Here is a 26,323-nt window from a genome sequence, read left to right as displayed (position 1 = left end):
TTGATAGTGGAAAGGATTACCTATGTCTCTTCAAAAATTAGAAAACTATAGTAATAAAGCTGTCGTGCAAGAAGAAGTATTGATTTTAACAGAATTGTTAGAAGATATCACTAAAAATATGCTTGCCCCAGAGACTTTTGAAAAAATCATGCAGTTGAAAGAATTATCAACTCAAGAAGATTATCAGGGCTTGAACCAATTGGTTACTAGTCTGACAAATGATGAAATGGCTTATATTTCACGCTATTTCTCTATCTTGCCTCTTTTGATTAATATTTCAGAAGACGTGGATTTAGCCTATGAAATCAACCATCAAAATAACATCGATCAAGATTATCTTGGGAAATTATCAGCAACGATCAAAATGGTTGCAGAAAAAGAAAATGCGGTTGAAATTCTAGAACATTTGAATGTTGTCCCTGTTTTGACTGCCCATCCAACACAAGTACAACGTAAGAGTATGTTGGATTTGACAAACCATATCCATACCCTTTTGCGTAAGTACCGTGATGTGAAATTAGGCTTGATTAATAAGGAAAAATGGCATAATGATCTCCGTCGTTACATTGAGATTATCATGCAAACAGACATGATTCGTGAAAAGAAATTGAAAGTAACCAATGAAATCACGAATGTTATGGAATACTACAATAGTTCATTCCTGAAGGCAGTTCCTCATTTGACTGCTGAGTACAAACGTCTGGCTAAAAAACATGGCTTGGAGTTGAAACATCCAAAACCAATTACCATGGGTATGTGGATTGGTGGAGACCGTGATGGGAATCCTTTTGTTACAGCAGACACCTTGAAACAATCTGCTATGACTCAGTGTGAAGTCATCATGAACTACTATGATGAAAAAATTTACCAACTTTATCGTGAGTTCTCTCTCTCAACCAGTATTGTCAATGTGAGCAAGCAAGTCAGAGAAATGGCTCGTCAGTCTAAGGATAATTCTATTTATCGTGAAAAAGAGCTATACCGTCGTGCCTTGTTTGATATTCAATCAAAAATCCAAGCGACAAAAGCTTATTTGATTGAGGATAAGGAAGTTGGAGCTCGCTATGAAACAGCTAATGATTTTTATAAGGATTTAATTACCATTCGTGATTCCCTCTTGGAAAACAAGGGTGAAGCACTGATTTCTGGTGATTTTGTTGAGCTGATTCAGGCAGTTGAAATTTTTGGCTTTTATTTGGCATCTATTGACATGCGTCAAGATTCTAGTGTTCATGAAGCTTGTGTGGCCGAACTCTTGAAATCAGCAGGTATTCATTCTCATTATAGCGAACTCAGTGAAGAAGAAAAATGCCAGCTTCTTTTGAAAGAATTGGAAGAAGATCCACGTATTCTTTCTGCCACTCACGTTGAAAAATCAGAGTTACTTGAAAAAGAATTAGCAATCTTTAAGGCTGCTCGTAAGTTGAAAGATAAGTTGGGAGATGATGTCATTCGTCAGACTATCATTTCACATGCAACCAGCGTATCAGACATGTTGGAATTGGCTATCTTGCTAAAAGAAGTAGGGTTAGTTGATAAAGAAAGAGCCCGGGTCCAAATTGTTCCTCTCTTTGAAACAATTGAGGATTTGGACCACTCAGAAGAAACCATGAGAGAATATCTTTCTCTTCCTCTGGCCAAGAAATGGATTGCTTCACGCAATAACTATCAAGAAATCATGTTGGGCTACTCTGACAGTAATAAAGATGGTGGTTACCTATCATCATGTTGGACCCTCTACAAGGCTCAACAACAATTGACTGCTATCGGAGATGAATTTGGCGTTAAGGTTACCTTCTTCCATGGTCGCGGTGGTACTGTCGGTCGTGGTGGTGGACCAACCTATGAAGCCATCACATCTCAACCGCTCAAGTCTATCAAAGATCGTATCCGCTTGACGGAGCAGGGTGAAGTAATTGGGAATAAATACGGTAATAAAGACGCAGCTTACTATAACCTTGAAATGTTAGTATCTGCAGCCATTAACCGTATGATTACTCAGAAGAAGAGTGATACCAATACCTCAAATCGTTATGAAGCTATTATGGACCAAGTAGTGGACCGTAGTTACGATATCTACCGTGATTTGGTCTTTGGGAATGATCATTTTTATGATTATTTCTTCGAGTCAAGTCCAATCAAGGCTATTTCAAGCTTTAACATTGGTTCACGTCCAGCCGCTCGTAAGACTATTACTGAAATCGGTGGTTTGCGAGCTATCCCTTGGGTATTCTCATGGTCGCAAAGTCGTGTCATGTTCCCTGGCTGGTATGGGGTTGGTTCAAGCTTCAAGGAATTTATCGATAAAAATCCAGAGAATATCGCTATCTTACGAGATATGTATCAAAACTGGCCTTTCTTCCAATCGCTTCTTTCAAATGTCGACATGGTCTTGTCAAAATCAAATATGAATATTGCTTTTGAATATGCCAAACTGTGTGAGGATGAAGAAGTCAAAGCAATCTATGAGACTATTCTAAATGAATGGCAAGTTACCAAGGAAGTCATCTTGGCTATCGAAGGATATGATGAACTCTTGGCTGAAAATCCATATCTAAAAGCAAGTTTGGATTACCGTATGCCTTACTTTAATATCCTCAACTATATCCAGTTGGAGTTGATTAAACGTCAACGTCGAGGAGAATTATCAAGCGATCAAGAAAAATTAATCCATACAACTATCAATGGAATTGCGACAGGATTGCGTAATTCAGGCTGATACCTATCAAACTTCCTCTTTTCTATAGGGGAAGTTTTTGAATCTTTCAAAAAAATGCTAAAAGAGTCTTGACAAGTAGTTGAAAAATGATATAATTTAACCATTCAGAAAAGTAATCATATAAACTTTTTAGAGAGTCTGTGGTAGCTGAAAACAGATAAGTGATGATGATGAAAATTGGGCTGAATGTTATTTAGAATTTGAAATCATAAAAATTCGGTGAGCACACCTTACAGTGCATCTCGTTATTGCGAGACAGAGCGATAGGGAAATTCCCTATAATTGAGGTGGTACCGCGCATCGACGTCCTCACACAAGTTTTTTTGTGTGAGGACTTTTTTGATGGAGGTTAGTATGGAAAGAAAACGATGGCGTCACTTGTTTATACTCAATGAAAATCAAAAAGCAAACTAGGAAGCTAGTCGCAAGCTGCTCAAAACACTGTTTTGAGGTTGTGGATAGAACTGATAGAGTCAGTACCATATACCTACGGCAAGGCGACGTTGACGTGGTTTGAAGAGATTTTCGAAGAGTATTAGATAAGTGAAGTATTTTAAAAGAATGAAAAGGAGAAATAGAATGAAAAATAAACGTTTAATTGGAATTATCGCTGCATTAGCAGTCTTAGTAGCAGGAAGTTTGATTTACTCTTCAATGAATAAACCAGAAGCTAAAAATGAAAAGAAAGTTGCCAAAGTTGGTGTCCTTCAGTTTGTAAGCCATCCATCTCTTGACTTGATTTATAAGGGAATCCAAGATGGACTTGCAGAAGAAGGTTATAAAGATGATCAACTTAAAATCGATTTTATGAACTCAGAAGGTGACCAAAGTAAGGTTGCGACAATGAGTAAACAATTGGTTGCAAATGGGAATGACCTAGTAGTAGGGATTGCAACACCAGCTGCTCAAGGCTTGGCTAGTGCCACAAAAGACCTACCGGTTATCATGGCTGCTATTACAGACCCAATCGGTGCGAACTTGGTTAAAGATTTGAAAAAACCAGGTGGCAACATCACAGGGGTATCTGACCACAATCCAGCTCAACAACAAGTTGAACTCATCAAGGCTTTGACACCAAATGTGAAAACAATCGGAGCTCTTTACTCAAGCAGCGAAGACAATTCAAAAACTCAGGTAGAAGAATTTAAGGCTTATGCTGAAAAAGCAGGTTTGACAGTAGAAACATTTGCAGTTCCTTCAACAAATGAAATTGCTTCAACAGTTAATGTTATGACTAGCAAGGTTGATGCTATCTGGGTTCCAATCGATAACACTATTGCTTCAGCCTTCTCAACTGTTGTATCAAGCAACCAATCAGCTAAAAAACCAATCTACCCAAGCGCAACTGCCATGGTAGAAGCAGGTGGTTTGGCATCCGTTGTAGTTGATCAACATGATCTCGGTGTGGCAACAGGTAAAATGATTGCACAAGTTTTGAAAGGTGCAAAACCAGCTGATACTCCAGTCAATGTATTTTCAACTGGTAAGTCAGTAATTAACAAAAAATTGGCACAAGAATTAGGTATTACGATTCCTGAATCTGTTCTAAAAGAAGCAGGACAAGTGATTGAATAATCTGTAATGGAGGAGTTGGGGACATCTCCTCCAATTTTTTACAATAGAAATCATATAGAAAAGGTTAAGAAACAGATGATATTATCTATTATTTCTCAAGGATTTGTCTGGGCCATTTTAGGTCTGGGGATCTTTATGACATTTAGGATTTTGAACTTTCCAGATATGACAACAGAAGGTTCCTTCCCTCTTGGGGGAGCTGTTGCTGTCACTTTGATAACTAAAGGAGTGAACCCATTTTTAGCGACTCTTGTTGCTGTAGGAGCAGGTTGTTTGGCTGGGATGGCAGCAGGACTTCTTTATACAAAAGGGAAGATCCCAACCTTGCTCTCAGGGATTTTGGTGATGACTTCCTGTCACTCTATCATGCTCTTGATTATGGGACGTGCAAACTTAGGACTGCTTGGAACCAAGCAAATTCAGGATGTCTTACCTTTTGATTCGGATTTGAATCAACTCTTGACAGGTCTTATCTTTGTCAGTCTTGTCATTGCTCTCATGCTCTTTTTCTTGGACACCAAACTTGGACAAGCCTATATTGCTACAGGTGACAATCCTGATATGGCTAGAAGTTTTGGGATTCATACTGGACGCATGGAGCTCATGGGCTTGGTCTTATCAAATGGTGTGATTGCCCTTGCAGGTGCCCTCATTGCCCAGCAAGAAGGCTATGCTGATGTGTCTCGAGGAATCGGGGTTATCGTTGTAGGTCTTGCAAGTTTGATTATTGGAGAAGTTATCTTCAAGAGTTTGAGCTTGGCAGAACGTCTGGTTGCCATCGTTGTAGGTTCTATCGCCTATCAATTCTTAGTGTGGGCAGTTATCGCGCTTGGCTTTAATACAAGTTACCTTCGTTTGTACAGCGCCGTAATTTTAGCAGTCTGCCTCATGATTCCTACATTTAAGCAAACAATCTTGAAAGGAGCCAAGTTAAGCAAATGACAGCCATTGTAGAATTAAAAAATGCAACCAAAGTCGTTAAAAATGGCTTTGATGAAGAAAAGATTATTTTAAATGATGTTTCCTTAGAAATTTTTGAACAGGATTTCATCACGATTTTAGGTGGAAATGGAGCTGGGAAATCAACTCTCTTTAACACTATTGCAGGAACCTTGTCATTAAGCAGTGGAACTATTCGTATCTTGGGTGAGGATGTTACTAAGTTTTCACCAGAGAAGCGGGCTAAGTATCTGTCTCGTGTCTTCCAAGATCCCAAGATGGGGACAGCTCCCCGTATGACGGTGGCTGAAAATCTTTTGATTGCCAAGTTTCGTGGTGAAAATCGTGGACTGTTTCCGAGACTTCTGGCTAGCTACAAGGATGAGTTTCAGGCAACTATTGAAAAAGTGGGAAACGGTCTTGAGAAACACTTGAATACACCGATTGAGTTCTTATCAGGTGGACAAAGACAGGCCTTGAGTCTTTTGATGGCAACCTTGAAGCGTCCTGAATTACTCTTGTTAGATGAGCATACTGCAGCCCTTGATCCAAAGACAAGTGTTGCTTTGATGGAATTGACAGATGAATTTGTCAAGAAAGATCAGTTGACAGCCCTTATGATTACTCATCATATGGAAGATGCTCTCAAATATGGCAATCGCTTGATTGTTATGAAGGAAGGTCGTATCATCCAAGACTTGAAACAAGAAGAAAAAGCAAAAATGAAAATCTCTGATTATTATCAGCTCTTTGAATAAAGTTGGGAAAATGAGTGAAATGGTTTACTTTTTTTCTGAAATAAAGTATACTATATAAAGTAAACTATGATAACATGGAGGTATTGTGTATGGTTGACAAACAAGTCATTGAAGAAATCAAAAACAATGCCAACATTGTGGAAGTCATAGGAGATGTGATTTCTTTACAAAAGGCAGGACGGAACTATCTAGGGCTCTGTCCTTTTCATGGTGAAAAAACACCTTCTTTCAACGTTGTTGAGGATAAGCAGTTTTACCACTGTTTTGGTTGTGGTCGCTCAGGTGATGTCTTTAAGTTCATCGAGGAGTACCAAGGGGTTCCCTTTATGGAGGCTGTCCAAATCTTAGGTCAGCGTGTCGGGATAGAGGTGGAAAAACCGCTTTATAGTGAACAGAAGCCAGCTTCACCCCACCAAGCTCTTTATGATATGCACGAAGATGCTGCCAAATTTTACCATGCTATTCTCATGACAACGACTATGGGAGAAGAGGCCAGAAATTACCTTTATCAGCGTGGTTTGACAGATGAAGTGCTTAAACATTTTCGGATTGGTTTAGCACCTCCAGAACATAACTATCTCTATCAACGTTTGTCTGGTCAGTATCGTGAAGAGGATTTTCTGGATTCAGGCCTGTTTTATCTCTCTGATGCTAATCAATTTGTAGACACCTTTCACAATCGGATTATGTTTCCCTTGACCAATGATCAGGGAAAGGTCATTGCCTTCTCAGGTCGTATCTGGCAGAAAACGGATTCACAAACTTCTAAGTATAAAAATAGCCGATCGACTGCAATTTTTAACAAAAGTTACGAATTATATCATATGGATAGGGCAAAAAAATCTTCTGGTAAAGCTAGTGAGATTTACCTCATGGAAGGATTCATGGATGTCATTGCAGCCTATCGGGCTGGAATCGAAAGTGCTGTGGCGTCTATGGGAACGGCCTTGAGTCGTGAGCATGTTGAGCATCTGAAAAGGTTAACCAAGAAGTTGGTTCTTGTTTACGATGGCGATAAGGCTGGGCAAGCTGCGACATTGAAAGCCTTGGATGAAATTGGCGATATGCCTGTGCAGATCGTCAGCATGCCTGATAACTTGGATCCAGATGAGTATCTACAAAAAAATGGTCCAGAAGACTTGGCCTATCTATTAACGAAAACTCGTATTAGTCCGATTGAGTTTTACATTCACCAGTACAAGCCTGAAAATAGTGAAAATCTGCAGGCCCAGATTGAGTTTATTGAAAAAATGGCTCCCTTGATTGTTCAAGAAAAGTCTATCACTGCTCAAAACAGTTATATTCATATTTTAGCTGATAGTCTGGCGTCTTTTGATTATGCCCAGATTGAGCAGATTGTGAATGAGAGTCGTCAGGCACAAAGGCAGAATCGCATGGAAGGAATTTCCAGACCGACGCCAATCACCATGCCTGTTACCAAGCAGTTATCGGCTATTATGAGGGCAGAAGCCCATCTACTTTATCGAATGATGGAATCCCCTCTTGTTTTGAATGATTACCGTTTGAGAGAAGACTTTGCATTTGACACACCTGAATTTCAGGTCTTATATGACTTGCTTGGTCAGTATGGCAATCTTCCTCCAGAAGTTTTATCAGAACAGACAGAGGAAGTTGAAAGAGCTTGGTACCAAGTCTTAGCTCAGGATTTGCCTGCTGAGATGTCTCCGCAGGAACTAAGTGAAGTAGAAATGACTCGAAATAAGGCTCTCTTGAATCAGGACAATATGAGAATCAAAAAGAAGGTGCAGGAAGCTAGCCATGTAGGTGATACCGATACAGCCTTAGAAGAATTGGAACGTTTAATTTCCCAAAAGAGAAGAATGGAGTAATAATGGCAACAAAACAAAAAGAAGTAACAACATTTGACGTACAAGTAGCAGAATTTATACGTAATCATAAACAAAAAGGGACAGCAACAGACGATGAAATCAATGCTAGTCTAGTTATTCCTTTTACCTTGGATGCTGATGGGATTGAAGATCTTTTGCAACGAATCCAGGATGCAGGAATTTCAATCACAGATAACGAAGGAAACCCAAGTGCGCGTGTGCTTAGTGCAGAAGAAGAGCCAGAACTCAGCGATGAGGACTTGATTGGATCAACTTCGGCTAAGGTCAATGACCCTGTTCGTATGTACTTGAAAGAAATCGGGGTCGTTCCTCTCTTGACCAATGAAGAGGAAAAAGAATTGGCACTGGCTGTTGAAGCTGGTGATATCGAAGCCAAACAACGTCTTGCTGAAGCCAACCTTCGTTTGGTTGTTTCCATTGCTAAACGCTATGTCGGCCGTGGTATGCAGTTCCTTGACTTGATTCAAGAAGGGAACATGGGCTTGATGAAGGCGGTTGACAAGTTTGACTATTCTAAAGGATTTAAGTTCTCAACTTACGCAACTTGGTGGATTCGTCAGGCTATCACTCGTGCTATTGCGGACCAAGCTCGTACCATCCGTATCCCTGTTCACATGGTTGAAACCATCAATAAATTGGTTCGTGAACAGCGTAATCTCCTTCAAGAATTGGGGCAAGATCCAACACCAGAACAAATCGCTGAACGAATGGATATGACACCTGATAAGGTTCGTGAAATCTTGAAGATTGCCCAAGAACCGGTATCCCTTGAAACTCCAATCGGTGAAGAGGATGATAGCCACCTTGGGGACTTTATCGAAGATGAAGTGATTGAAAATCCAGTGGACTATACAACTCGTATTGTCTTGCGTGAGCAGTTGGATGAGGTCTTGGATACTCTTACAGACCGTGAAGAAAATGTTTTGCGTCTGCGTTTTGGGCTAGATGATGGTAAAATGCGTACCCTTGAAGATGTTGGTAAAGTCTTTAACGTGACTCGCGAGCGTATCCGTCAGATTGAAGCTAAAGCTTTGAGAAAACTACGCCAACCAAGTCGCAGCAAACCGCTTCGTGATTTTATTGAAGACTAAGAGTGAGGATGAATATGGCTTATACAGAAGAGCAAATTGAAAATATCAAAACACGAATTTTATCAGCCTTGGAAGAAGTGATTGACCCTGAGTTGGGAATCGATATTGTCAATCTTGGTTTGATTTATGAGATTCGTTTTGACGGCGACACAGGGCAAACAGAGATTGATATGACGTTGACAACTATGGGTTGTCCCCTGGCAGATCTTTTGACAGACCAGATTTATGATGCCATGACAGAGGTGCCAGAAGTAACGGATACTGAGGTCAAATTAGTTTGGTATCCAGCCTGGACTGTTGAAAAAATGAGTCGCTATGCACGCATTGCCCTAGGCATTAAGTAAACAAATAAAAGCATGTGAGAGATTATTGGAAAAGCGAGGAAATTTCCTCTTCTTTTCCTCTAGTCTCTCCTTTCTTTTGCTGATTTTATTCAAAGAAAATGATATAATAGTAGTTATGGAAAAAAAGAAATTACGCATCAATATGTTGAGTTCAAGTGAGAAAGTAGCAGGACAAGGAGTTTCAGGTGCCTACCGTGAATTAGTTCGTCTTCTTCACCGTGATGCCAAGGACCAATTGATTGTTACAGAAAATCTTCCAATCGAGGCAGATGTGACTCACTTTCATACAATTGATTTCCCCTATTATTTATCAACATTCCAAAAGAAACGCTCAGGAAGGAAAATTGGCTATGTGCATTTCTTGCCTGATACACTTGAGGGGAGTTTGAAAATTCCATTTTTCTTAAAGGGAATTGTGAAACGCTATGTATTTTCTTTTTACAACCGGATGGAGCACTTGGTGGTGGTCAATCCTATGTTTATCGAGGATTTGGTGGCAGCTGGTATTCCACGTGAAAAAGTGACCTATATCCCTAACTTTGTCAACAAGGAAAAATGGCATCCGCTTCCACAGGAAGAGGTAGCGAGACTGCGTACAGAGCTAGGTCTTAGTGACAATCAGTTTATCGTAGTAGGTGCTGGTCAAGTTCAGAAACGCAAAGGGATTGACGATTTTATCCGTCTGGCTGAGGAATTGCCGCAAATTACCTTTATCTGGGCAGGTGGTTTCTCTTTTGGTGGTATGACAGATGGTTATGAACGCTACAAGAAAATCATGGAAAATCCCCCTAAAAATTTGATTTTTCCAGGTATTGTATCGCCAGAGCGGATGCGCGAATTGTATGCCCTAGCGGACCTTTTCTTGTTGCCTAGTTACAATGAACTCTTTCCTATGACTATCCTAGAAGCTGCTAGTTGTGAAGCTCCTATTATGTTGCGTGATTTGGATCTTTATAAGGTGATTTTGGAGGGAAATTATCGGGCTACAGCAGACAGAGAAGAGATGAAAGAAGCTATTCTGGAATATCAAGCGAATCCTGCTGCTTTAAAAGATTTGAAAGAAAAAGCTAAGAATATTTCTAGAGAGTATTCAGAAGAGCATCTGTTACAAATCTGGTTGGACTTTTATGAGAAACAAGCCGCTTTAGGGAGAAAGTAAAAAGTGAGGTAATCTATGCGAATTGGTTTATTTACAGATACCTATTTTCCTCAGGTTTCAGGTGTTGCGACCAGTATTCGGACCTTGAAAACAGAACTTGAAAAGCAAGGACATGCAGTTTTTATCTTTACGACGACAGATAAGGATGTCAATCGCTATGAAGATTGGCAAATTATCCGCATTCCAAGTGTTCCATTTTTTGCTTTTAAGGATCGTCGCTTTGCCTACCGAGGTTTTAGCAAGGCGCTTGAAATTGCCAAACAGTATCAGCTAGATATTATTCACACTCAGACAGAATTTTCTCTTGGCCTGTTGGGGATTTGGATTGCGCGTGAATTGAAGATTCCCGTTATTCATACCTATCACACCCAGTATGAAGACTATGTGCATTATATTGCCAAGGGGATGTTGATTCGTCCTAGCATGGTCAAGTATCTGGTCAGAGGTTTCCTGCATGACGTGGATGGGGTGATTTGTCCGAGTGAGATTGTCCGTGACTTGCTATCTGACTATAAGGTCAAGGTTGAAAAAAGGGTCATTCCAACTGGGATTGAATTAGCCAAGTTTGAGCGTCCAGAAATCAAGCAAGAAAATCTAAAAGAACTGCGTAGTAAATTAGGGATTCAAGAGGACGAACAGATGTTGCTGAGTCTTTCCAGAATTTCTTATGAAAAAAATATTCAAGCAGTATTAGCAGCTTTTGCAGAAGTTCTGAAAGAGGAAGACAAGGTTAAACTGGTAGTTGCCGGGGATGGCCCTTATCTGAATGACCTCAAAGAGCAAGCGCAGAAATTAGAGATTCAAGACTCGGTTATCTTTACAGGAATGATTGCTCCTAGTGAGACAGCTCTTTACTATAAGGCGGCAGATTTCTTCATCTCGGCATCGACAAGTGAGACGCAAGGTTTGACATACTTGGAAAGCTTAGCCAGTGGAACACCTGTCATTGCTCACGGAAATCCTTATTTGGACAATCTCATCAACGATAAGATGTTTGGAACCTTGTACTATGGTGAACATGATTTAGCTGGGGCCATTTTAGAAGCCCTGATTGCAACGCCAGATATGAATGAGCATACCTTATCAGCTAAATTGTACGAGATTTCAGCTGAGAATTTTGGAAAACGAGTGCATGAATTTTATTTGGATGCCATTATTTCAAATAATTTCCAGAAAGATTTAGCCAAAGATGATACGGTCAGCCAGCGTATCTTTAAGACAGTTTTGTATTTACCGCAACAGGTGGTTGCTGTGCCCGTAAAAGGCTCTAGACGCATGCTGAAGGCTTCAAAAACACAGTTAATCAGCATAAGAGATTATTGGAAAGACCATGAAGAATAGAAAGAGGAATAGTTATGAAAAAACAATTGATGAGAAGTGGTTGTAATCAAAAAATTGCTGGAGTATGTGCTGGGGTCGCAAATTATTTTGATATTGATCCGACTATTGTTCGTGTAATATGGGGTGTTCTTGCATTTTGTTATGGAGCAGGAATTGTAGCTTATATTATTTTATGGATTATTGCGCCGGTAGCAAGTGACTATTGAAAACTAGCTAAATTCATGCTAAGATAATAGAAAATAGAATGTAATGAAGGAGAGAAAAAATGGCTTTTGGAGATAATGGAAAACGTAAAAAAACGATGTTTGAGAAATTAACCTTGCTTATCGTGCTTATCATGTTAGTAGCAAGTATTTTGGGTATTTTTGCAACTGCAATTGGTGCCCTCAGTAATCTATAAAATAGATTTAAGAAATTTTGTGACTGGGATTTCCCAGCCCTTTTTTAAAGTGAGAAGAAAAAATGAGTATGTTTTTAGATACAGCCAAGATTAAGGTCAAGGCTGGTAATGGTGGCGATGGCATGGTTGCCTTTCGCCGTGAAAAATATGTCCCTAATGGCGGTCCTTGGGGTGGTGATGGTGGACGTGGAGGTAATGTGGTCTTTGTTGTAGACGAAGGACTACGTACTTTGATGGATTTCCGCTACAATCGCCATTTCAAAGCTGATTCTGGTGAAAAAGGGATGACCAAAGGGATGCATGGGCGTGGTGCTGAGGACCTTAGAGTTCGAGTACCACAAGGTACGACTGTGCGTGATGCAGAGACTGGCAAAGTTTTAACAGATTTGATTGAACATGGGCAAGAATTTATCGTTGCCCACGGTGGTCGCGGTGGACGTGGAAATATCCGCTTTGCAACACCAAAAAATCCTGCACCGGAAATTTCTGAAAATGGGGAACCAGGTCAGGAACGTGAGTTACAATTGGAACTAAAAATCTTGGCGGATGTTGGTTTAGTAGGTTTCCCATCTGTTGGGAAATCAACACTTTTAAGTGTTATTACCTCAGCTAAACCTAAAATTGGTGCCTACCACTTTACCACTATTGTGCCAAATTTAGGTATGGTTCGTACCCAATCAGGTGACTCCTTTGCAGTAGCTGATCTACCAGGTTTGATTGAAGGTGCTAGTCAAGGTGTTGGTTTGGGGACACAGTTTCTCCGTCACATCGAGCGTACACGTGTCATCCTTCATATTATTGATATGTCAGCTAGCGAAGGCCGTGATCCTTATGAGGATTATCTTGCCATCAATAAGGAGCTGGAGTCATATAATCTCCGTCTGATGGAGCGTCCACAGATTATTGTAGCCAATAAGATGGATATGCCTGAAAGTCAGGAAAATCTTGAAGAATTCAAGAAAAAATTAGCTGAAAACTACGATGAATTTGAAGAGTTACCAGCTATCTTCCCAATATCTGGTTTGACCAAGCAAGGTCTGGCAACGCTTTTGGATGCTACAGCTGAATTGTTAGATAAGACACCAGAATTCTTGCTCTACGACGAGTCAGATATGGAAGAAGAAGCTTACTATGGATTTGACGAGGAAGAAAAATCCTTTGAAATTAGCCGTGATGACGATGCGACATGGGTACTTTCTGGTGAAAAACTCATGAAACTCTTTAATATGACCAACTTTGATCGTGACGAGTCTGTCATGAAATTTGCCCGCCAGCTTCGTGGTATGGGAGTTGATGAAGCCCTTCGTGCTCGTGGTGCTAAAGATGGGGACTTGGTCCGCATTGGTAAATTTGAGTTTGAATTTGTAGACTAGGAGACTGGTATGGGAGATAAACCGATATCTTTCCGAGACGCGGATGGCAATTTTGTTTCCGCCGCAGATGTTTGGAATGAAAAGAAATTGGAAGAACTGTTTAATCGTCTCAATCCAAATCGTGCCCTGAGATTGGCACGAACTAAAAAAGATAATCCATCTCAGTAAAATAGATAAAAAGATTCCGTGCCAGATCAGACACGGAATTTTCTTATTCTTCAAAGAAAAATGGTGGAGCGAATTTTTTCAGCTCTTCAAAGCATTTTTGGGCAGCTTCTGCATCTTCACAGATGACAAGACAGACATCATCGCCACAGAGGGTAGCGATAGCATCAGGGAAGCTCAAAGCATCAATGATAGAACCAAAGGATTGAGCAAGCCCAGGAAGGGTTTTTAGTAGGACTTGGTGTTGAACTGGACGCATCAAGACAAGAGCATCTTCCATATAAATTTCGAGACGTTTTTCCCATTTTGAGGTTGAACCTGCATTGAGCACGTAGTAAGAGTTGTCTTCTTCTCGTACTTTTGAAAGGTTCATACTTTTAATATCTCTCGAAAGTGTAGCTTGTGTAACTTGAATATCATTATCGGCAAGAAGAGCTTGTAGCTCAGCTTGAGTATGAATCTTGTTTTTTGTTACAAGAGCTCGTATGAGTTGGTGTCGGTGTTCAGATTTATTCATAAAATGTTACTCCTTGTACTAGATACAGAAAGCGTGGACTGAACGAGATTGTCAGTCGGGTGGTAAGCGGTATTGTCACGTATGATGATTTCAAAGTCAGTAGTATAGGACTAAACGGAGAGAATCTCCCTCTTTTAACTTGTCACTAGTTGGGTGGAGATGAATTGGCTCTCTATCCGTTTATTTACATTGGTGTCCTCTACTAACAGTAAATCATTGAATTTAGGTAGCCTTTTGTCACGACTTGTTGTGAATTTATGCCAAATGGAAATTCACAGAGATTTTCCAACATGTGGTATGGTAGCGAGTATTATAAATGATTGCACATGTTGGTTAGGGTCTTAGTATCTTTTGTCCCAAATCCAGTTTTATGCATATCAAAGGTCTAGACTAGGATTGAATTTGATACCAAGTTTATGTGTAGTTTAACAGTTCAAGTGGAAATAGTTCCATCTTGAAAGTCTGATATATTAAACCTTTTGACAAGGTAGGATAAGACTAGACTGTTCAAGATCAACAGTCAGCTGGTATGCGGTATTGTCACGTATGGTGATTTCAAAGTCAGTAGTATAGAGGACTAAACGAAGAGTATCTCCTTCTTGTAACTTGTAAATAGTCGGTTGCAGTTCAAATTGGATATCCATCCATTCATCTGCAGTAATATCCTCTACCAACAGTAAATCATTTCTATTTTGTAAATTGAGATAGCCTTTTGTCACGACTCGTTGCGCATTTTCACGAAATGGCAATTCACAGAGATTTTCCAACATGTGGTAGCGACCGTTGTCAATGGTTCTAGCACTTAAAACAGCTGGATAAGGTTGTAGATATTTCTTTTGTCCAAGTTCCAGTAGTTGGGCCGATAAGAGCCCCTTATTGGTACTAGATTTAATACGAAGATTGAGCTGAGCGCGACCGTTCAGGTGGAGGTTCTTGGTCACAGGAAGGTCAATAGTAATTTGATTGGCTTTCCCTTGATAGAGGTCTGTATTAAAGGTCTGGTATGTTTTACCATAGCGCTCAAAATCCTTATCTGGGTACTGGTTTTGAATGACTTGCTCTTCTTGACCAAGTGAGAAAGTTTCTGAGCTTTCCTGATTACCAAAATCATCAAGAGTCTGCCAAGTCTGAGGAGCTGTATTGTCCTGCCAGATAACGGTCGGAAGTTGGAAATTTGTATCTTGTCCCAATAATTTCTTAGTCAGTAAGGCGTTCATAGATTCACGGAAGTCAATGGACTGCCAGTTGTTCATATAAACATGGGCACCATTATGGAAAAAGAGATGCTTATTGATATGAGCTGGAAGAGCATGGAACATCTGGTAAACATGAAGTGGTTTGACATTCCAATCCTGTGAACCGTGGGTAAAGACAACCTCAGCCTTTACTTTATGGGCATTGAGCAGATAATTGCGGTCATGCCAAAACTGATTGTAATCGCCAGTCTTGCGATCCAGTTGCACTTTTACTTTTTCTAAGTCAGCTTGGTGAGCTTCGTTACCACGGATATAGTCGCCAGCCAAGAGATTACGAGAGTAGGTTAGTTCAGCAAGAGAGTCAAAGTCCTCACCTGGATAACCACCTGGGCTAGTGACCAGACCGTTTTCACGGTAGTAGTTGTACCATGAAGAAATGCCAGCCTCGGCAATGATAACTTCTAAACCATCGACACCTGTGGTCGCAAGACCATTGGACATGGTACCTAGATAGGAAAGCCCAGTTGTGGCCACTTTTCCGTTTGACCAGTCAGCCTTGACTTGACGCTGGCGCGTGTGATCAGTAAAGGCACGGCAACGACCATTGAGCCAATCGATAACATTTTTATAAGCCTCGATTTGCTGATAGTCCCCGTTAGTCATGAAACCTGTGGAGTCTTTTGTACCAACACCTGAAACATATAGATTAGCAAAACCACGTGGAAGGAAGTAGTCGTTGAGACTATAGCTAGCGTTGATGTGCGTCAGTTTTTCCTCAGCTTCTGACACAAGCTCAGCTTGACCTTGGGCTTGGAGGAGATTTAGTTGAGGTTCTTCTAGCTCAATCTTGTGAGTAGGTTTAACCTCGAGTTCGCCCTCCATCTTGTAAAGTGCTTTGTCGCTAGCTTTATCATTGGTTCCCTGATGATAAGGACTCGCTGTCATGATAGCAGGGATTTGCCCGTCATAACGAGGACGAATAATGCTGACCTTGACTAGATCTGGTAGACCTTTTTGGTCAGTATCGACACGAGACTCAACGTAAACGACTTCTCGAATGACATCATGGCTAGAAAAAGTTGCTAAACTTTTGCCGTTAAAGTAGTGATAGTCATTATCCTCAGGAATAAGACCGTCACTGACAAGTTGGTCGATAAGAGTGTTTCCCTTTTTGGTGCGAGTATTGAGTAACTGATAGAGATTTTCAATCAAATCACCGTATACGATGGGAAAACCAGTTTCTTTACGGAAAACATCACTGTTTTCAAAGTCAACCAAATAAGAAAAACCTAAAAGTTGAAAAGCCACAGTATAGAAAATATCTGCAGTCAACTCTTTATCTGATTGAAAAAATGTCAATAAGTCAGTTTCTTTATCAACTGCTAAACTGGATAGAGGATAGGAGCTGTTTTTAAAATTAAAAAAGAAACGAATAAGAAACGCTTCAAGCATTTGTTTATTTGTAATGTTGACTGGTAAATCAAATCTATACTTTTTTAATTCAAAGATAATTGTATCTCTAGGTAGTGCTAAATAGCTGAATTGATTAAAACGCATAAGACCTCCTATTTATGAAATATATTACAGTTATTATATCAAAAAATAGTGAGAAAAGAAACTATAAAAATTAACAGAAATTATAATAAATGAAAATGAGTATTTATGAAATAAACATGTAAAATGATAAGCCTAAATACAAAAATATTAGTGGTGCTGTTGTAAATCAGGCAAGGATTGTCTAATTAACTATGATTTGAGCTATTAGATATTAAAGCATCAGTAATAGTAATAGAAATTTTAAGAAAATGGTATAATATAGTGAGAACGATAGAGGAGAAGTGTAAATTGATCGCACAACTAGATACAAAAACAGTCTATAGTTTTATGGAGAGTGTCATTTCAATCGACAAGTATGTGAGAGTAGCAAAAGACTATGGCTACACTCATCTGGCTATGATGGATATTGACAATCTTTACGGGGCTTTCGATTTTCTAGAGGTTACAAAAAAATACGGCATTCATCCTTTGTTAGGGCTTGAAATGAATGTGCTTGTAGATGATAAGGATGTGAATTTGCGCTTTTTAGCTTTATCTAGTGTGGGCTATCAGCAGTTGATGAAACTATCAACATCCAAGATGCAGGGGGAGAAAGATTGGACAGTTTTATCTCAGTATCTAGAGGATATTGCGGTAATTGTGCCTTATTTTGATGGACTGGAGTCGCTCAATATAGGCTGTGATTACTATATAGGGGTTTACCCAGAGACACTGGCCAGAGAATTTCATCATCCAATTTTGCCACTTTATCGGGTCAATACATTTGAAAGTAAGGATAGAGAGGTTCTTCAAGTATTAACAGCGATTAAAGAAAATCTACCGCTCAGAGAAGTTCCTTTGCTTTCGAAACAAGATGTTTTTATGTCAGCAAGTTCTTTAGAGAAACTATTCCAAGAGCGTTTTCCTCAAGCCTTGGAAAACTTAGAAAAGCTTATTTCAGGTATTTCTTATGACTTGGATACTAGTCTGAAACTGCCTCGCTTTAATCCTGCTAGACCAGCAGTAGAAGAATTAAGAGAACGTGCTGAATTGGGGCTTGCTCAGAAGGGGTTAACTGGTAAAGAATATCAAGACCGTCTAGACCAAGAATTGGCTGTTATTCATGATATGGGCTTTGATGATTATTTCTTGGTTGTTTGGGATTTATTGCGTTTTGGACGTTCGAATGGCTATTATATGGGAATGGGACGAGGTTCCGCAGTTGGTAGCTTGGTTTCCTATGCTCTAGACATTACAGGGATTGACCCAGTTCAGAAAAATCTGATTTTTGAACGTTTCCTCAATCGTGAACGCTATACCATGCCTGATATTGATATTGATATTCCTGATATTTATCGTCCAGATTTTATCAGATATGTTGGTAATAAATATGGTAGTAAACATGCGGCTCAAATCGTTACCTTTTCTACTTTTGGTGCTAAGCAAGCTCTGCGAGATGTTTTAAAACGTTTTGGTGTGCCAGAGTATGAATTATCTGCAATTACCAAGAAAATCAGTTTTCGTGATAATCTCAAGTCGGCCTATGAGGGTAATCTTCAGTTTCGTCAGCAAATCAATAGTAAGCTAGAATATCAAAAAGCCTTTGAAATTGCTTGCAGGATAGAGGGCTATCCAAGACAAACCTCTGTCCATGCGGCTGGTGTTGTAATCAGTGACCAAGATTTGACCAACTACATTCCTCTAAAACATGGTGACGAAATTCCGCTGACTCAGTATGATGCTCATGGAGTTGAATCTAGCGGGCTATTGAAAATGGACTTTCTGGGACTGCGAAATTTGACCTTTGTCCAGAAGATGCAAGAATTGCTTGCTGAATCAGAAGGTATTCACCTTAAAATTGAAGAAATTGATTTGGAAGACAAAGAAACGTTAGCTTTATTTGCCTCTGGCAATACAAAAGGTATCTTTCAATTTGAGCAACCTGGTGCCATTCGCTTGCTCAAACGTGTGCAACCAGTCTGTTTTGAAGATGTCGTAGCAACTACTTCTCTAAATCGACCAGGTGCCAGTGACTACATCAATAATTTTGTGGCAAGAAAGCATGGGCAGGAAGAAGTGACTGTTCTGGATCCAGTACTGGAGGATATTTTGGCTCCAACCTACGGCATCATGCTCTATCAGGAGCAGGTTATGCAGGTTGCTCAGAGATTTGCTGGATTTAGCCTCGGAAAAGCCGATATTTTACGTCGGGCTATGGGGAAAAAAGATGCCTTTGCCATGCATGAAATGAGGGAATCCTTTATTCAAGGATCATTAGATGCTGGTCATACTAGGGAAAAGGCAGAGCAGGTCTTTGATGTTATGGAGAAGTTTGCAGGTTATGGATTTAACCGATCTCACGCCTATGCTTACTCAGCCTTGGCCTTCCAGTTGGCCTATTTCAAAACACATTATCCAGCCATTTTTTATCAAGTCATGTTGAATTCTGCCAACAGTGATTATGTAACAGATGCCTTAGAAGCAGGTTTTGAAGTAGCCCCATTGTCCATTAATACTATTCCCTATCACGATAAAATTGCCAACAAATCTATCTATCTAGGTTTGAAATCGATTAAGGGGCTCAGCAAGGATTTGGCACTTTGGATTATCGAACATAGACCTTATTCTAACATTGAAGATTTTATAGCTAAACTACCTGAGAATTATTTGAAACTTCCCTTGCTGGAACCTTTGGTAAAAGTTGGTCTTTTCGATTCATTTGAAAAAAATCGCCAAAAAGTATTTAATAATTTAGGTAATCTATTTGAATTTGTGAAAGAGTTAGGAAGCTTATTTGGAGAGAGCATTTATAGTTGGCAAGATTTGGAGGACTGGACGGAGCAAGAAAAATTCTACATGGAACAAGAGCTTCTAGGAGTAGGAGTCAGCAAACATCCACTACAAGCTATTGCAAGTAAGGCTATTTATCCGATTACTCCTATTAGTAATTTATCAGAAAATAGCTATGCTATTATCTTGGTTGAGGTTCAGAAGATAAAAGTAATTCGTACCAAAAAAGGTGAAAATATGGCTTTCTTACAGGTGGATGACAGTAAGAAAAAATTGGATGTTACGCTCTTTTCAGATTTATATCGACAGGTTGGACAGGAAGTAAGAGAAGGAGCTTTCTACTATATAAAAGGAAAAATCCAGTTACGAGATGGCCGTCTGCAAATGATTGCACAAGAAATAAGAGAAGCAGTAGCTGAGCGTTTTTGGATTCAGTTGAAAAATCATGACTCAGATCAAGAAATTTCGAGAATTTTAGATCAATATAAAGGCCCAATCCCAGTCATCATCAGGTATGAAGAGGAACAGAGAACGATTGTTTCTCCCAATCATTTTGTAGTTAAATCCACTGAATTAGAAGCGAAATTAGGTGGAATCGTTATGAAAACGATTTATCGCTAAAATTACGGAAAATAGAAGAATTTTCCATTTAAATGTGATATAATCAGTAAGAATGTTAAAAGAAAAAGGAGCATAACCAATATGAAACGTATTGCTGTTTTGACTAGTGGTGGAGACGCCCCTGGTATGAACGCTGCTATCCGTGCAGTTGTTCGTCAAGCAATTTCAGAAGGAATGGAAGTATTTGGTATCTATGATGGATATGCTGGTATGGTTGCTGGTGAAATTCATCCCCTAGATGCGGCTTCAGTAGGAGACATCATTTCTCGTGGTGGTACTTTCCTTCACTCTGCTCGTTACCCAGAGTTCGCTCAACTTGAAGGGCAACTTAAAGGGATTGAGCAATTGAAAAAACACGGAATTGAAGGTGTAGTTGTTATCGGTGGTGACGGATCTTACCACGGTGCTATGCGTTTGACTGAACATGGATTCCCAGCTATCGGTCTTCCTGGTACAATCGATAACGATATTGTTGGTACTGACTTCACAATCGGTTTTGACACAGCGGTTACTACTGCTATGGATGCTATCGATAAGATTCGTGATACATCATCAAGTCACCGTCGTACATTTGTTATCGAAGTTATGGGACGTAACGCAGGTGATATCGCTCTTTGGGCTGGTATTGCAACTGGTGCTGATGAAATCATCATTCCTGAAGAAGGATTCAAGATTGAAGATATCGTAGAAAGCATTAAATGTGGATACGAGTGTGGTAAAAAACACAATATCATCGTCTTGGCAGAAGGTGTGATGTCAGCAGCTGAATTTGGTCAAAAACTTAAAGAAGCTGGAGATACAAGCGACCTTCGTGTGACAGAACTTGGACATATTCAACGTGGTGGTTCTCCAACTGCGCGTGACCGTGTTTTGGCATCACGTATGGGTGCACATGCCGTTAAACTTCTTAAAGAAGGTATCGGTGGTGTTGCGGTTGGTATCCGTAACGAAAAAATGGTTGAAAACCCAATTCTTGGAACTGCAGAAGAAGGAGCATTGTTTAGCCTTACTGCAGATGGTAAGATTGTGGTTAACAACCCACATAAAGCTGACCTTGAGCTATCTAGCTTGAATAAGAGCTTATCATAATTTATAATTTAGTTAATAAGACCAAAAAGGTCATATATAAAGGAGTCACAAAAATCATGAACAAACGTGTAAAAATCGTTGCAACTTTGGGACCTGCGGTAGAAATCCGCGGTGGTAAAAAATTCGGTGATGACGGATACTGGGGTGAAAAACTTGATGTTGAAGCTTCAGCTAAAAACATTGCTAAATTGATCGAAGCTGGTGCTAACACATTCCGTTTCAACTTCTCACACGGTGACCACCAAGAGCAAGGTGACCGTATGGCAACTGTTAAACTTGCTGAAAAACTTGCAGGTAAAAAAGTTGGTTTCCTTCTTGATACAAAAGGACCAGAAATCCGTACTGAATTGTTTGAAGGAGATGCAAAAGAGTACTCTTACACAACTGGTGAAAAAATCCGTGTTGCTACTAAACAAGGAATCAAATCAACTCGTGATGTGATCGCATTGAACGTTGCTGGTGCTCTTGATATCTATGATGATGTTGAAGTTGGTCGTCAAGTTTTGGTTGACGATGGTAAACTTGGTCTTCGTGTGGTTGCTAAAGATGACGCAACTCGTGAGTTTGAAGTTGAAGTTGAAAACGATGGTGTAATTGCTAAACAAAAAGGTGTTAACATCCCTAACACTAAAATTCCTTTCCCAGCTCTTGCTGAACGTGATAACGACGATATCCGCTTTGGTCTTGAACAAGGAATTAACTTCATCGCGATTTCATTCGTACGTACTGCAAAAGACGTGAACGAAGTTCGTGCAATCTGTAAAGAAACTGGAAACGGACACGTTCAATTGTTCGCTAAAATCGAAAACCAACAAGGTATCGACAACTTGGATGAAATCATCGAAGCTGCTGATGGTATCATGATCGCTCGTGGTGACATGGGTATCGAAGTACCATTCGAAATGGTTCCAGTTTACCAAAAAATGATTATCAAGAAAGTCAATGCTGCAGGTAAAGTTGTTATCACAGCAACAAACATGCTTGAAACAATGACTGAAAAACCACGTGCAACTCGTTCAGAAGTATCAGACGTATTCAACGCTGTTATCGACGGTACTGATGCTACAATGCTTTCAGGTGAGTCTGCAAACGGTAAATACCCACTTGAGTCAGTAACTACAATGGCTACAATCGACAAGAACGCTCAGACTCTTCTTAACGAATACGGTCGTTTGAACTCAGATTCATTTGAACGTAACTCTAAGACAGAAGTAATGGCTTCAGCTGTTAAAGATGCTACTAACTCAATGGACATTAAATTGGTTGTAACTCTTACTAAGACAGGTCACACTGCACGTTTGATTTCTAAATACCGTCCAAATGCTGACATCTTGGCATTGACATTCGACGAATTGACAGAACGTGGATTGATGTTGAACTGGGGTGTTATCCCAATGTTGACAGATGTTCCATCTTCAACTGATGATATGTTCGAAATTGCTGAACGTAAAGCAGTTGAAGCAGGTCTTGTACAATCAGGTGACGATATCGTCATCGTAGCTGGTGTACCAGTTGGAGAAGCTGTTCGTACAAACACAATGCGTATCCGCACTGTACGTTAATCTGACATTAAAAAGCCTATCATATCAAGTTTTATAGCTTGTGTGATAGGTCTTTTTTGTATTAGGGGGCAAAAAGGGGATGATTTTAATAAGAGCAATGGGAAAATATTAAAATTTATGGTATAATAGACTGGAAAGACCTTTTTAGAAATTTTGAAAGAGTACTAAAAATTAAAAATGAGAAAAATTGTTATCAATGGTGGCTTGTCCCTGCAAGGTGAGATTACCATTAGTGGTGCAAAAAATAGTGTTGTAGCTTTGATTCCAGCTATTATCTTGGCAGATGATGTTGTGACTTTGGATTGTGTACCAGATATTTCCGATGTTGCTAGTCTTGTCGAAATTATGGAGTTAATGGGGACTACTGTTAAGAGATATGACGATGTGTTAGAGATTGATCCAAGAGGTGTTCAAAATATTCCAATGCCATATGGAAAGATCAATAGTCTTCGTGCATCTTATTATTTTTATGGAAGTCTTTTAGGTCGCTTTGGTGAAGCCACTGTTGGCTTACCTGGTGGATGTGATTTGGGCCCTCGTCCTATTGATTTACACCTTAAGGCTTTTGAAGCTATGGGTGCCACTGTTAGCTACGAGGGAGATAACATGAAGTTATCTGCTAAAGATACAGGACTTCATGGAGCAAGTATTTACATGGATACGGTTAGCGTGGGTGCGACGATAAATACGATGATTGCTGCGGTTAAAGCAAATGGTCGTACGATTATTGAAAATGCAGCCCGTGAACCTGAGATTATTGACGTTGCGACACTTTTGAATAATATGGGAGCCCATATCCGTGGTGCTGGGACCAATATCATCATTATTGATGGTGTTGAAAGATTACATGGAACTCGTCATCAGGTGATTCCAGACCGTATTGAAGCGGGAACATACATTTCCTTAGCTGCTGCAGTCGGTAAGGGAATTCGTATCAACAATGTATTATACGAACACTTAGAAGGATTCATCGCTAAGTTGGAAGAGATGGGTGTGAGAATGACTGTATCTGAAGACAGTATTTTTGTCGAAGAACAGTCTAATTTGAAAGCAATCAATATTAAGACAGCACCTTATCCTGGTTTTGCTACTGACTTGCAACAACCAATTACTCCACTCTTGTTAACAGCGGAGGGGCGTGGTACCATTATTGATACCATTTATGAAAAACGAGTAAACCATGTTTTTGAACTAGCAAAGATGGATGCAGATATTACGACTACAAACGACCATATCATATATACTGGTGGACGTAGTTTACGTGGAGCAAATGTAAAAGCTACTGACCTTAGAGCTGGGGCCGCACTTGTCATTGCTGGTTTGATGGCTGAAGGTAAAACTGAAATTACAAATATTGAGTTCATCTTACGTGGTTATTCTGATATTATTGAAAAATTACGTAATCTAGGAGCGGATATTACACTTGTTGAAGAATAAACCGTAGAGGTGTTTATGAATATTTGGACCAAATTAGCAATGTTTTCTTTTTTTGAAACGGATCGCTTGTATTTGCGTCCTTTCTTTTTTAGTGATAGTAAGGACTTCCATGAGATAGCTTCAAATCCAGAAAATTTACAATTCATTTTTCCAAGTCAAGCTAGTCCAGAAGAAAGTCAATATGCACTGGCCAATTATTTTATGAAGGCTCCTTTAGGGGTATGGGCTATTTGTGATAAGAAAACTGAAAAAATGATTGGTTCAATTAAGTTTGAAAAGCTAGATGAAATAAAAAAAGAAGCAGAACTTGGTTATTTTTTGAGAAAAGATTCATGGTCTAAAGGTTTTATGACAGAAGTTGTTAAAAAACTTTGCCAACTTTCTTTTGGGGAATTTGGTTTAAAACAATTATCCATCATTACCCACCTTGAAAATGAAGCTAGCCAACGGGTTGCTCTTAAGTCTGGATTTCGATTGATTCGTCAGTTTAAAGGAAGTGATCGCTATACAAAGAAAATGCGTGATTATCTTGAGTTTCGCTTTGTAAAGGGAGAAATTAATGAGTAAACACCAAGAAATTCTAAGCTATTTGGAAGAATTACCCGTTGGTAAAAGAGTCAGTGTTCGAAGTATTTCCAACCATCTAGGAGTCAGTGATGGAACGGCTTATCGGGCCATTAAAGAAGCTGAAAATCGTGGAATTGTAGAGACTCGTCCAAGAAGTGGTACTATCCGTGTTAAATCTCAGAAAGTTGCTATCGAAAGATTAACATTTGCAGAAATTGCAGAAGTGACTTCTTCTGAGGTTTTGGCTGGGCAAGAAGGTTTAGAGAGAGAATTTAGTAAGTTTTCAATCGGTGCCATGACTGAGCAAAATATCTTATCTTATCTCCATGATGGGGGACTCTTGATTGTCGGAGATCGAACCCGTATTCAGTTGTTAGCCTTGGAAAATGAAAATGCAGTTCTAGTTACAGGTGGATTTCAGGTCCATGATGATGTGCTTAAACTGGCCAATCAAAAAGGAATTCCAGTTCTGAGAAGTAAGCATGACACATTCACCGTCGCGACCATGATCAATAAAGCCCTGTCAAATGTACAAATCAAGACTGATATTTTGACAGTTGAGAAACTTTACCGTCCGAGTCATGAGTATGGTTTTCTGAGGGAAACAGACACAGTCAAAGATTATTTGGACTTGGTGCGTAAGAATCGTAGCAGCCGTTTCCCTGTTATCAATCAACATCAGGTTGTTGTTGGGGTTGTTACTATGAGAGATGCGGGAGATAAGTCACCAAGTACCACAATTGATAAAGTCATGTCTCGTAGTCTATTTTTGGTTGGATTATCGACAAATATTGCCAATGTGAGTCAACGGATGATTGCTGAAGACTTTGAAATGGTACCGGTTGTTCGAAATAATCAAACCTTGCTTGGGGTTGTAACAAGACGAGATGTCATGGAGAAGATGAGTCGTTCCCAAGTTTCGGCTCTACCGACTTTTTCTGAGCAGATTGGTCAAAAACTTTCTTATCACCATGATGAAGTCGTCATTACAGTTGAGCCCTTTATGCTTGAAAAAAATGGTGTTTTGGCTAATGGTGTATTATCTGAAATTCTGACTCACATGACACAAGATTTAGTTGTGAATAGCGGGCGCAATCTCATTATCGAGCAGATGCTGATCTACTTTTTGCAGGCTGTTCAGATAGATGATATACTGCGCATTCAAGCACGGATTATCCATCATACGAGACGGTCAGCTATTATTGACTACGATATTTATCATGGTCATCAGATTGTTTCAAAAGCAAATGTGACCGTTAAAATTAATTAGAAA

General features: G+C 39.7%; 21 protein-coding genes, 1 pseudogene and 1 other annotated feature. Of the genes and pseudogenes, 19 read left to right on the top strand and 3 right to left on the bottom strand.

All coding sequences use genetic code 11. The features are described 5' to 3' along the window. Positions 1 to 22 precede the first annotated feature (22 nt). From ppc to HMPREF2701_RS08060, 13 genes are all read left to right on the top strand, one after another. A complete protein-coding gene (gene ppc / locus HMPREF2701_RS08120; protein WP_049491794.1) occupies positions 23 to 2,719 on the top strand; it encodes a phosphoenolpyruvate carboxylase in 2,697 nt (898 codons plus the stop codon). Positions 2,720 to 2,815: 96 nt separating this feature from the next. Next, positions 2,816 to 3,033, top strand: a binding site (T-box leader). Between the two features lie 265 nt (positions 3,034 to 3,298). Beyond that, entirely contained in the window at positions 3,299 to 4,294 is a 996-nt protein-coding gene (gene trpX, locus HMPREF2701_RS08115) for a tryptophan ABC transporter substrate-binding protein (protein WP_004259575.1), read from the top strand. 75 nt (positions 4,295 to 4,369) lie between these two features. Continuing rightward, a complete protein-coding gene (locus HMPREF2701_RS08110; RefSeq protein ID WP_031237057.1) occupies positions 4,370 to 5,236 on the top strand; it encodes an ABC transporter permease in 867 nt (288 codons plus the stop codon). Then, complete coding sequence (locus HMPREF2701_RS08105; RefSeq protein ID WP_070482730.1) at positions 5,233 to 5,991, top strand: ABC transporter ATP-binding protein; 759 nt, start codon at positions 5,233 to 5,235, stop codon at positions 5,989 to 5,991. The genes HMPREF2701_RS08110 and HMPREF2701_RS08105 overlap by 4 nt, the downstream gene beginning before the upstream one ends. A gap of 89 nt (positions 5,992 to 6,080) precedes the next feature. Further along, on the top strand, positions 6,081 to 7,841 hold the full coding sequence (dnaG, locus tag HMPREF2701_RS08100) for a DNA primase (RefSeq protein WP_070482728.1): 1,761 nt from the start codon (positions 6,081 to 6,083) through the stop codon (positions 7,839 to 7,841). Between the two features lie 2 nt (positions 7,842 to 7,843). Further along, the gene (gene rpoD, locus HMPREF2701_RS08095) at positions 7,844 to 8,953 is read left to right on the top strand and encodes an RNA polymerase sigma factor RpoD (RefSeq protein ID WP_004259586.1); all 1,110 of its coding nucleotides are present in this window, start codon (positions 7,844 to 7,846) and stop codon (positions 8,951 to 8,953) included. A 14-nt stretch (positions 8,954 to 8,967) separates the two neighbouring features. Further along, positions 8,968 to 9,297 (top strand): metal-sulfur cluster assembly factor, encoded by a 330-nt coding sequence (locus HMPREF2701_RS08090; protein ID WP_000331925.1) that lies wholly within the window; start codon positions 8,968 to 8,970, stop codon positions 9,295 to 9,297. Positions 9,298 to 9,412: 115 nt separating this feature from the next. After that, positions 9,413 to 10,456 (top strand): alpha-galactosylglucosyldiacylglycerol synthase, encoded by a 1,044-nt coding sequence (gene cpoA, locus HMPREF2701_RS08085; RefSeq protein ID WP_070482726.1) that lies wholly within the window; start codon positions 9,413 to 9,415, stop codon positions 10,454 to 10,456. A gap of 15 nt (positions 10,457 to 10,471) precedes the next feature. After that, positions 10,472 to 11,797 (top strand): glycosyltransferase family 4 protein, encoded by a 1,326-nt coding sequence (locus tag HMPREF2701_RS08080; protein ID WP_070482721.1) that lies wholly within the window; start codon positions 10,472 to 10,474, stop codon positions 11,795 to 11,797. Positions 11,798 to 11,811: 14 nt separating this feature from the next. Next, positions 11,812 to 12,003, top strand: a complete 192-nt coding sequence (locus HMPREF2701_RS08075) for a PspC domain-containing protein (RefSeq protein WP_186821225.1) — start codon at positions 11,812 to 11,814, stop codon at positions 12,001 to 12,003. A gap of 59 nt (positions 12,004 to 12,062) precedes the next feature. Then, positions 12,063 to 12,197: a DUF4044 domain-containing protein gene (locus tag HMPREF2701_RS08070; RefSeq protein ID WP_000863852.1), complete on the top strand. Its 135-nt coding sequence runs from the start codon at positions 12,063 to 12,065 to the stop codon at positions 12,195 to 12,197. Between the two features lie 62 nt (positions 12,198 to 12,259). Continuing rightward, positions 12,260 to 13,570 (top strand): GTPase ObgE, encoded by a 1,311-nt coding sequence (obgE, locus tag HMPREF2701_RS08065; protein WP_070482718.1) that lies wholly within the window; start codon positions 12,260 to 12,262, stop codon positions 13,568 to 13,570. 9 nt (positions 13,571 to 13,579) lie between these two features. Continuing rightward, positions 13,580 to 13,738, top strand: a complete 159-nt coding sequence (locus tag HMPREF2701_RS08060; RefSeq protein ID WP_007284777.1) for a hypothetical protein — start codon at positions 13,580 to 13,582, stop codon at positions 13,736 to 13,738. Between the two features lie 43 nt (positions 13,739 to 13,781). On the opposite strand, the gene HMPREF2701_RS08055 is transcribed toward HMPREF2701_RS08060, so the two are convergent. From HMPREF2701_RS08055 to HMPREF2701_RS08050, 3 genes and pseudogenes are all read right to left on the bottom strand, one after another. Next, positions 13,782 to 14,252 (bottom strand): arginine repressor, encoded by a 471-nt coding sequence (locus HMPREF2701_RS08055; RefSeq protein WP_020901801.1) that lies wholly within the window; start codon positions 14,250 to 14,252, stop codon positions 13,782 to 13,784. Then, a pseudogene (locus tag HMPREF2701_RS11705) lies at positions 14,249 to 14,550 on the bottom strand (Xaa-Pro dipeptidyl-peptidase); the annotation flags it as partial. The gene HMPREF2701_RS08055 and the pseudogene HMPREF2701_RS11705, both read right to left, overlap by 4 nt. A gap of 172 nt (positions 14,551 to 14,722) precedes the next feature. Continuing rightward, positions 14,723 to 17,005 carry a Xaa-Pro dipeptidyl-peptidase gene (locus HMPREF2701_RS08050; protein WP_070482713.1) on the bottom strand — a complete coding sequence of 761 codons (2,283 nt, stop codon included), beginning with the start codon at positions 17,003 to 17,005 and terminating at the stop codon, positions 14,723 to 14,725. A gap of 288 nt (positions 17,006 to 17,293) precedes the next feature. Between HMPREF2701_RS08050 and HMPREF2701_RS08045 the strand changes: the two genes are divergently transcribed. The 6 genes from HMPREF2701_RS08045 (at position 17,294) to spxR (ending at position 26,320) form a co-directional block, all read left to right on the top strand. After that, positions 17,294 to 20,395: a DNA polymerase III subunit alpha gene (locus tag HMPREF2701_RS08045; protein ID WP_061589809.1), complete on the top strand. Its 3,102-nt coding sequence runs from the start codon at positions 17,294 to 17,296 to the stop codon at positions 20,393 to 20,395. A gap of 81 nt (positions 20,396 to 20,476) precedes the next feature. Further along, the gene (gene pfkA / locus HMPREF2701_RS08040) at positions 20,477 to 21,484 is read left to right on the top strand and encodes a 6-phosphofructokinase (protein ID WP_000820863.1); all 1,008 of its coding nucleotides are present in this window, start codon (positions 20,477 to 20,479) and stop codon (positions 21,482 to 21,484) included. A gap of 56 nt (positions 21,485 to 21,540) precedes the next feature. Then, a complete protein-coding gene (gene pyk, locus HMPREF2701_RS08035) occupies positions 21,541 to 23,046 on the top strand; it encodes a pyruvate kinase (RefSeq protein ID WP_070482712.1) in 1,506 nt (501 codons plus the stop codon). A 177-nt stretch (positions 23,047 to 23,223) separates the two neighbouring features. Next, entirely contained in the window at positions 23,224 to 24,483 is a 1,260-nt protein-coding gene (locus tag HMPREF2701_RS08030; RefSeq protein ID WP_070482711.1) for a UDP-N-acetylglucosamine 1-carboxyvinyltransferase, read from the top strand. Between the two features lie 15 nt (positions 24,484 to 24,498). Then, on the top strand, positions 24,499 to 25,050 hold the full coding sequence (locus HMPREF2701_RS08025) for a GNAT family N-acetyltransferase (protein WP_070482709.1): 552 nt from the start codon (positions 24,499 to 24,501) through the stop codon (positions 25,048 to 25,050). After that, entirely contained in the window at positions 25,043 to 26,320 is a 1,278-nt protein-coding gene (gene spxR / locus HMPREF2701_RS08020; RefSeq protein WP_070482708.1) for a CBS-HotDog domain-containing transcription factor SpxR, read from the top strand. Before HMPREF2701_RS08025 ends, spxR begins: the two co-directional genes overlap by 8 nt. Positions 26,321 to 26,323 lie beyond the last annotated feature (3 nt).

It is taken from the genome of Streptococcus sp. HMSC077D04 (genome assembly GCF_001808785.1).
GTDB lineage: Bacteria > Bacillota > Bacilli > Lactobacillales > Streptococcaceae > Streptococcus > Streptococcus mitis_BX.
The sequence above is the reverse complement of the archived record's forward strand: the minus strand, read 5'-3'. Positions and strand labels throughout refer to the sequence as shown.

Bases quoted from the DNA above. Each gene is read 5' to 3' on its own strand.
- HMPREF2701_RS08080 (WP_070482721.1), top strand. From the start codon at position 10,472: ATGCGAATTGGTTTATTTACAGATACCTATTTTCCTCAGGTTTCAGGT.
- HMPREF2701_RS08110 (WP_031237057.1), top strand. From the start codon at position 4,370: ATGATATTATCTATTATTTCTCAAGGATTTGTCTGGGCCATTTTAGGT.
- pyk (WP_070482712.1), top strand. From the start codon at position 21,541: ATGAACAAACGTGTAAAAATCGTTGCAACTTTGGGACCTGCGGTAGAA.
- cpoA (WP_070482726.1), top strand. From the start codon at position 9,413: ATGGAAAAAAAGAAATTACGCATCAATATGTTGAGTTCAAGTGAGAAA.
- HMPREF2701_RS08105 (WP_070482730.1), top strand. From the start codon at position 5,233: ATGACAGCCATTGTAGAATTAAAAAATGCAACCAAAGTCGTTAAAAAT.
- rpoD (WP_004259586.1), top strand. From the start codon at position 7,844: ATGGCAACAAAACAAAAAGAAGTAACAACATTTGACGTACAAGTAGCA.
- HMPREF2701_RS08075 (WP_186821225.1), top strand. From the start codon at position 11,812: ATGAAAAAACAATTGATGAGAAGTGGTTGTAATCAAAAAATTGCTGGA.
- HMPREF2701_RS08090 (WP_000331925.1), top strand. From the start codon at position 8,968: ATGGCTTATACAGAAGAGCAAATTGAAAATATCAAAACACGAATTTTA.
- HMPREF2701_RS08055 (WP_020901801.1), bottom strand. From the start codon at position 14,252: ATGAATAAATCTGAACACCGACACCAACTCATACGAGCTCTTGTAACA.
- HMPREF2701_RS08050 (WP_070482713.1), bottom strand. From the start codon at position 17,005: ATGCGTTTTAATCAATTCAGCTATTTAGCACTACCTAGAGATACAATT.
- dnaG (WP_070482728.1), top strand. From the start codon at position 6,081: ATGGTTGACAAACAAGTCATTGAAGAAATCAAAAACAATGCCAACATT.
- ppc (WP_049491794.1), top strand. From the start codon at position 23: ATGTCTCTTCAAAAATTAGAAAACTATAGTAATAAAGCTGTCGTGCAA.
- HMPREF2701_RS08060 (WP_007284777.1), top strand. From the start codon at position 13,580: ATGGGAGATAAACCGATATCTTTCCGAGACGCGGATGGCAATTTTGTT.
- HMPREF2701_RS08070 (WP_000863852.1), top strand. From the start codon at position 12,063: ATGGCTTTTGGAGATAATGGAAAACGTAAAAAAACGATGTTTGAGAAA.
- obgE (WP_070482718.1), top strand. From the start codon at position 12,260: ATGAGTATGTTTTTAGATACAGCCAAGATTAAGGTCAAGGCTGGTAAT.
- pfkA (WP_000820863.1), top strand. From the start codon at position 20,477: ATGAAACGTATTGCTGTTTTGACTAGTGGTGGAGACGCCCCTGGTATG.
- spxR (WP_070482708.1), top strand. From the start codon at position 25,043: ATGAGTAAACACCAAGAAATTCTAAGCTATTTGGAAGAATTACCCGTT.
- trpX (WP_004259575.1), top strand. From the start codon at position 3,299: ATGAAAAATAAACGTTTAATTGGAATTATCGCTGCATTAGCAGTCTTA.
- HMPREF2701_RS08025 (WP_070482709.1), top strand. From the start codon at position 24,499: ATGAATATTTGGACCAAATTAGCAATGTTTTCTTTTTTTGAAACGGAT.
- HMPREF2701_RS08030 (WP_070482711.1), top strand. From the start codon at position 23,224: ATGAGAAAAATTGTTATCAATGGTGGCTTGTCCCTGCAAGGTGAGATT.